At 69.3% G+C, this 6,740-nt stretch carries 5 protein-coding genes and 1 pseudogene; 2 read left to right on the top strand and 4 right to left on the bottom strand.

Annotated elements, in window-relative coordinates; all coding sequences use genetic code 11:
- Both ACFP3U_RS36540 and ACFP3U_RS36535 read left to right on the top strand, forming a co-directional pair.
- On the top strand, positions 1 to 307 hold a 307-nt coding region (locus ACFP3U_RS36540), incomplete at its 5' end, for a lactate utilisation protein LutB domain-containing protein (protein ID WP_380230088.1).
- Positions 304 to 954: a LutC/YkgG family protein gene (locus tag ACFP3U_RS36535; protein ID WP_380230087.1), complete on the top strand. Its 651-nt coding sequence runs from the start codon at positions 304 to 306 to the stop codon at positions 952 to 954. The genes ACFP3U_RS36540 and ACFP3U_RS36535, both read left to right, overlap by 4 nt.
- Before the next feature lie 164 nt (positions 955 to 1,118).
- On the opposite strand, the gene ACFP3U_RS36530 is transcribed toward ACFP3U_RS36535, so the two are convergent.
- The 4 genes and pseudogenes from ACFP3U_RS36530 to ACFP3U_RS36515 all read right to left on the bottom strand — a co-directional run.
- Complete coding sequence (locus ACFP3U_RS36530; RefSeq protein WP_380230089.1) at positions 1,119 to 2,225, bottom strand: ricin-type beta-trefoil lectin domain protein; 1,107 nt, start codon at positions 2,223 to 2,225, stop codon at positions 1,119 to 1,121.
- Between the two features lie 112 nt (positions 2,226 to 2,337).
- On the bottom strand, positions 2,338 to 5,028 hold the full coding sequence (locus ACFP3U_RS36525; RefSeq protein WP_380230086.1) for an RICIN domain-containing protein: 2,691 nt from the start codon (positions 5,026 to 5,028) through the stop codon (positions 2,338 to 2,340).
- A 678-nt stretch (positions 5,029 to 5,706) separates the two neighbouring features.
- The gene (locus ACFP3U_RS36520; protein WP_380230085.1) at positions 5,707 to 6,402 is read right to left on the bottom strand and encodes a FadR/GntR family transcriptional regulator; all 696 of its coding nucleotides are present in this window, start codon (positions 6,400 to 6,402) and stop codon (positions 5,707 to 5,709) included.
- A 135-nt stretch (positions 6,403 to 6,537) separates the two neighbouring features.
- Positions 6,538 to 6,740: pseudogene (locus tag ACFP3U_RS36515) on the bottom strand (fuconate dehydratase); the annotation flags it as partial.

The following is a 6,740-nucleotide window of genomic DNA, read 5'->3' as shown; positions in this document are numbered from 1 at the left end:
CGACGCCTGCCCCGTCAAGATCAACATCCCGGAGGTGCTCGCCCACCTGCGGGCCGAGGTGGTCGAGGCCAAGGGCCGGTCGGCGGAGGCGCTGGCGATGAAGGCGGCCGCGACCGTCCTCGACTCCCCGCGTCTGCTGGGCGCCGCGCAGAAGGCCGCCTCGCTCGGCGGCCGGGCCCTGGCCCGCCGCGGACGCATCGGCCGGCTGCCCGGCCCGCTGCACGGCTGGTCCGACAGCCGCGACACCCCCGCGCCGCCGGCCGAGTCCTTCCGGACCTGGTGGCGCAAGAACAGGGAGAACGAATGACCGGCCGCGACACCGTCCTCGCCCGCATCCGGGCCGCGCTCGCCGACGTCCCGTCCGAGGAGCGGCCGGAGGACGTGCCCGTCCCGCGCGACTACCGCCGCAGCCACACCGCCCCCGGCGAGGACACCGTCGCGCTGTTCGCCGAGCGGGTCGCCGACTACCGCGCCGACGTCAGCCGCACCGACCGGGCGGGTCTGGGCGAGGCCGTCGCCGCCGCCCTCACCCGGCGCGGCGTCCGACGCCTCGCCCTGCCCGACGGCTTCCCGGCCGAGCTGCTGCCGAGCGGCGACTGGGAGTGGCACTCGGAACCGCTCGACGTCCCCGCCCTGGACGGGCTCGACGGCGCGATCACGCTCGCCCGCGCGGGCATCGCGATCACCGGGACCATCGTCCTCGACGCCGGCGCCGGCCAGGGCCGACGGGCGCTGAGCCTGGTGCCCGACTACCACCTGTGCATCGTGGGCGCCGAGCAGATCGCCGACGACGTCCCGGACGCGCTGGCCCGCCTGGACCCGGCCCGTCCGCTCACCTTCATCTCCGGCCCGTCCGCCACCAGCGACATCGAACTCGACCGGGTGGAGGGCGTCCACGGCCCCCGCACCCTGGACGTCATCATCGTCGAGCCCGGCCTTTCGGAGCAGTCCTGACGACCGCTCCGAATCGCTGTCGCCGACCGAACCAGCGGCCCCCGCGACCCACCGCCCACAGTGGACGGTCGGCGCGGGGGCCGCTCGGCGTTCCAGGACGCCGGAAGCGTCCAGGTTCCGGAAGCGTCCAGGTCCCGGAATCGTTCAGGTTCCGGAAGCGGGCGTCATCCGGCGGTCAGCGTGGTCCATTTCTGGTTCGAGCCGCCGGTGCAGTCCCACAGCTGGAGCTGGGTCCCGTCGGCCGTGGAGGAGCCCGGAACGTCCAGGCAGCGGCCGGAGGCGGGGTTGCGGTAGCCGCCGTTGTAGGGCTGCCAGACCTGGTTGGTGCCGCCGGTGCAGGCCCAGAGCTGCACCTTGGTGCCGTTGGCCGTCCCCCGGCCCGCGGCGTCGAGGCACTTGCCCGAGGAGCGAAGGGTGCCGTCGGTGTAGGCGGACCACAGCTGGTTGACGCCGCCGCTGCACCCCCAGGTCTGGACGGCGGTCCCGTCGGCGGTGGCGGCGCCGCTGACGTCCAGGCACTTGCCGGCGATTCCGGACTGCACGCGGGCGGGGGCGGGGGCGGGAGCCTTCAGCCAGCCGGCGCTGTCCGCGGCCTGGACGCCGCGGCGGAAGGCGTCGGCCATCTTGCGGTAGCCCGAGTCGTTGGGGTGCAGGGTGTCGGTCAGGTCGGCCGCGGTCAGGCCGCTCATGTCGACGTACGCGACGTGCTTGCCCGCGGCCTGGGCGTCGCTCACGATCTGGCGGATGGCCTGGTTGTACGCGGGCCGGGACTGCTCCACCCTGCCGCTGGTGGACACGATCAGGGAGGCCAGCAGGACGGTCGCGTCGGGGACGTCGGCCGTGATCCGGTTGACCAGTGACTTCAGCCGGGCGCCGGCGGTGGCGGGCTGGTCGTTCGCGTTGAGGTCGTTGGTGCCGATCTCCAGCGTCACGACGTTGGGCCGGTACCGGGTCAGCGACGCGTCGGCGAGGGCGGCGATCTGGTCGATGCGGTAGCCGCCGTGGCCCTCGTTGTCGGGGTCGGCCATCGAACCGGCCCGCCCCGTGCCGACGAAGTCCAGCGGGTGGCCGTCCGCCGCGAGCCCGTCCCACAGCGGGCCCCGGTAGCCGTTGCCCGTGCTGCTTCCCTCGCCCCAGGTGATCGAGTCGCCGAGCGGCATGACCCGCAGGGGCGTGCTGGAGGCGGCGGAGGCGGGGACCGCACCGGTCGTTGTCACGCCGAGCGCGGCGGTGACGAGCGCGATCAGGGGTAAAGCCCAGAACTTTCGCATCATGCAGGTGTCCTCTTCTGTGAGTTGCTGCTGAAACGGGTGGGGCCGGAGAGCGCTGCTTGAGCAGTGCTTTCCGGCCCCGTGGTCTGCGCTTTACCAGGGTGTCAGCCCGTTACTGGATCGTCCAGGCCTGGTACGACTGGTTCAGGGGCATCGACTGGTCGATGGCGGCGCCGTTCGCCGTGGATCCGCCGGCCACCTCCAGGACCTGCCTGCTCTCGAAGTTGCGGATGAGGTAGCCGCCGCTGGTCGGCTCGAAGTACCACAGCTGGTTGTTGCCGCCGCTGTAGGTGTACTGCTGCACCGCGGTCCCCCTCCAGTGGCTGGAGAAGTTCATGTCGAGGACCTTGCCGCTGTTCCGGTTCACGATCTTGAAGAGCTGGCCGCTGACCGGGACGATGTTCCACTGCTGGTTGGCGCCGCCGCCGTTGGTCCACTGGGTGACGCTCGCGCCGTCGGCGGTGGACCAGCCGGACACGTCCATGACCTGCCCGCTGTTGACGTTCTTGATCGTGTAGAACGTCGACGGGTTGGTGTTCGGGCCGCCGGTCGAGGCCGCCAGTGCGCCGCCCGTCTGCTGCACGCTGAAGTCCGTGATGTAGAAGTACGCGCCGTCGGTCTTGGCGACCCGCACGTAGCGGAAGGCCTGACGGACGTCGATGTCGCCGGTGAGCGTCGAGGCGAACGGCAGGGTGCTCGTCTGGCGTCCCAGGACGGTGTAGCTGCCGAAGTTCGGGTCGTTGGAGCCCCGGACCTCGAAGTTGCCGCGGGTCTCGGACTGGTCCAGGTCCTGGCGGGTGGTCAGCGAGAACTGGCCGAGCTGGTAGGACTGGCCGAGGTCGACCTGCCACCAGGCCGAGGTGTCGCTACCGGTCGGCGACCAGCCGGTCGCGCCGTTGTTGTCGACGGCCTTCGAGGGCTCCGTGCCGGTGCCGAAGACCGAGGAGGCGGTCGCGGTCTTGTTGAAGGCGAGGTTGGGCCACAGGGTCATCCACTGGTAGCCGGACTCAAGACCGGAGGCCTTGATCACCGCGTCGCCGGACGTGGTGTTGTTGGTGAGCGTGACGTTGGTGCCGTTGCGGTTCTGGTTGATGAACCCGTCGGTGTGGGACAGCACGTTGTTCGAGACGGTCATGTTGTTCGACCCCTCGTCCAGGTAGATGCCGTGAACCGGCGAGCCGCAGGCGGCGGGGCTACGGACCACGTCGTGGATGTAGTTGCCGTTGAAGACCGTGCCCGGGTCGTTCGAGAGGTGGTAGATGCCGGCGGCGTCGCACAGCCGGTTCATCACGTTGCCGATGCGGTTGTAGCTGACGCTGTTGTTGCCCTCGGCGTTGGCCGCCGACTGCCAGCCCCAGCCGAGCGAGATGCCGGCCCACGGGGTGTCGGAGATGTCGTTGTGGTCGATGGTGGTGCTGTTGACGAAGCCCGCGTTGATACCCGCGGTGCCGAGGTAGTCCTGGCCGATCCGGGTGATCAGGTTGTTCTTGACGGTGACGTTCTTGACCACCTCCCGGGCGTCCTCACCGGCCGGCGTGGTGGGCGGGTTGTAGACGGAGTGGTACTCCACGTTCGGGTCGGAGAACTTGCCGACCATGATGCCGTTGCCGGCGATGTCGAAGACGTAGTTGCCGGTCGCGCTGCTGTCGTGGACGCCGTGGGACAGGTCGAGAGCGGTGGAGCCCAGCTGCGTGAAGACGTTGCCGGTGAAGGACACGCGGTCGGCGTTCGCGGCCTGGACACCGGCCGGCGGACGGCCGACGAACTGGTTGTTGTTGTTGTCGGCGGAGATGTTGTAGTTGCCGCCCTGGGCGTTGAGGTAGCCGTTGTTGGTCGGCTCCATCCAGGTGGTCTGGGTGAAGGTGATCCCGGAGAAGCGCAGGTCGTGGACGGGGCTGTTGAGGTTGCTGCCCTTGACGTCGAAGAGCGTCTCCAGCGCGGGTGCCCGCACGGTGGCCGTGGACATGTCCTCGCCGGGGCGGGGCTTGTAGTAGACGGTCTGCGCGGCCGTGTCGACGTAGAACTCGCCGGGTTCGTTGAGGAACTCGTGGGCGTTCTCGAAGTGCAGGGGGGAACCGTCGGAGAGCTGCGGCCAGGGGCGCTGGAAGAGGATGCCCGCCTCGTGGTCCTGGATCGAGATGTCGGCGGTGCCGTTGCTGGAGTTGATCGACTTCAGCCGCAGGAAGCTCTCGCCCCACTGCGTCTCCAGCGCCATCTCGACCCGGTTGAGGTTGGACCAGTTGGAGACCTGCGAGCTGAGCACCTTCAGCAGCTTGTTGGTCTTGTCGCTGCCCTGCAGCTGGAGGTCCGTGCCGATGTCGGGGTAGCGGGCGCGGGTGGCGCGGACCCCGTTGACGTACAGCTGCCGGAAGTCGAGGGAGCCCACGGAGGCCTTGTACTCGCCGTTGGCGGCCGCGGTCCAGCCGGTGACCGCCTTGCCGCCGGTGACCACGGGGCTCTCGCCGTTGTACGCCTGGTAGACGACGGCGTGGCCGTTGGTGCCCGAGTCGCTGGTGCCGAAGGTGATCGGGGCGCTGAGGGGGTAGGTGCCGCCGCGCAGGTTCACGACGATGTCGTCGGACATGTTCGCGTTGGCGGCCCGGACCGCCGCCTGGGCGGCCTGGATGGTCTTGAAGGCCGCGGCGGTACTGGTGCCCGCGTTGCTGTCGCTGCCGTTGACCGGGTCGACGTACAGGTTCGTGGTGGCCGCGAAGGCGGGCTGGGCGGGCATCACGGCCGCGAGGACGACGGTGGCGGCAGCGAGCGCCTTGACCGTCGTCGCACCGATGCGTAGGGGTCTCATGTGTGGTGTCCCTCCTGAAGACCCTGCTCTTATGAGTTGTATTTATCGAGGCATGTGAGTGGCCCTGTCAAGACGATTGACATCCCTATTTTTCACTGACGCAACACTGGCGACACGAAGGTGCGCGATGAGCGTCAGCCCCTGACGCACCTTCAGTTGGACGGAAAGACCAGGTGAGAGGGTATGCAGAAGAGGTGGTCCCTGTGCGTACCACCGGCTCTCCGCTCCGCGCTGTGGACGTCCATGCAAAAATGAGTATGACTCATCGTGTTCGGAGTATTGATGGTCAATCCGCTCTAGGCCCGCGCGGGGAGAGAGGGGGTCGGCTCAGTACATGTATCGCGGCGATCGGAGCGGCATGTCAAGGCGCTCGACAGGGATGTGTCCGATGAATCCCCGGGACCGGCGCACTCCGAAGGGCCTGCCCCAACCTTCGGCGGAGTCAGCAGAACTGACGGTGAATCAGATGACTTCGCAGGTCAATGTGGTTGCCCTGCGCTCGATTTCCGATCCGCCCGACCCGGCATCGCGCGTCGAGGCCGGTCGAGAGGCCGCGCATTCATCGGATCGATTTCGAGACAACTGCCGTCGCCGCGCGACGACTTGTGCATACACTGACAACTGCCGGGGGCATCGACGGCGTGTGACGCCCGGAAGCGGGCGTCACACGCCGTGCCCTCAGCAGGGGTGCGATTCCGCGGTGCCGAGGGTGTCGCGGAGCCACTGCTCGACCCCGGCGGCGTGCACGGTGGCCCAGGAGTGGGCGAGTTCCGGGCGGCGGCCGGCGATCGCGTCGAGGATCGCGCGGTGCTGCTGGCGGGTGCGGGTCACCGCACCCTCCTCGGTCAGCCCGCGCCAGATCCGAGCACGCATGGTCGGACCGGAGAGGCCGTCGATCAGTGAGCAGAGCACGGCGTTGCCCGAACCGGCCGCGATCCTGCGGTGGAACTCCAGGTCGTTCGCGATGAGTTCCTCCAGTGACGCGCCCTCGTCCAGGCTCTCCAGCACGGCCTCCAGGGCGGTGACGTCCTCGTCGGACATCACCCGGGCGGCCATCGCCGTGGCGGCGGGCTCCAGGATGCGGCGGACCTCCAGGAACTCCAGCACCGTGTTGTCCTGATGGAAGTCCACCACGAAACCCAGCGCGTCCAGGAGGACATCGGGTTCCAGACTCGTCACGTAGGTGCCGTCGCCCTGCCGCACGTCGAGCACCCGGATGAGCGACAGGGCCTTCACCGCCTCCCGCAGCGAACTGCGGGACAGGCCGAGGCGTTCCGCGAGATCGGCCTCCTTGGGAAGCTTCGTGCCGGGGCGGAGCTCACCGCTCACGATCATGGCCTTGATCTTCTCGATCGCCTCGTCGGTGACTGGCACGGACCCGCCCTTCCTGGTCATCTGATCTTCGCAGCATAGAGGCTCCGCCCGGCCGGACTCCGGGTCTTCCGGGCACCGGGGCGTCCGAAGACCGGGCTCGGCCGGGCGGCCGTCATGGCGGCGGTTCCAGCCCCGTCAGGCGCCCGCCTCCTGCTGCTGCGCGACCTCGGCCGCCCAGAAGGTGCCGTGCGGGTAGAGGTAGGTGTCCAGCGAGGCCTGGTGCATGGCGGCGGAGAAGCCGGGCGCGGTGGGGGCGCGGTAGTGGCCGTCGGTGATGACGACCGGGTCGAGGAAGTGCTCGTGGAGGTGGTCGACGAACTCGATGACGCGGTCCTCGG

Origin of the sequence: Kitasatospora misakiensis, assembly GCF_042656005.1 — a bacterium.
Taxonomy (GTDB): domain Bacteria; phylum Actinomycetota; class Actinomycetes; order Streptomycetales; family Streptomycetaceae; genus Kitasatospora; species Kitasatospora misakiensis.
Note: the sequence above shows the minus strand (reverse complement) of the source record. Positions and strands in the feature narration are given on the sequence as shown.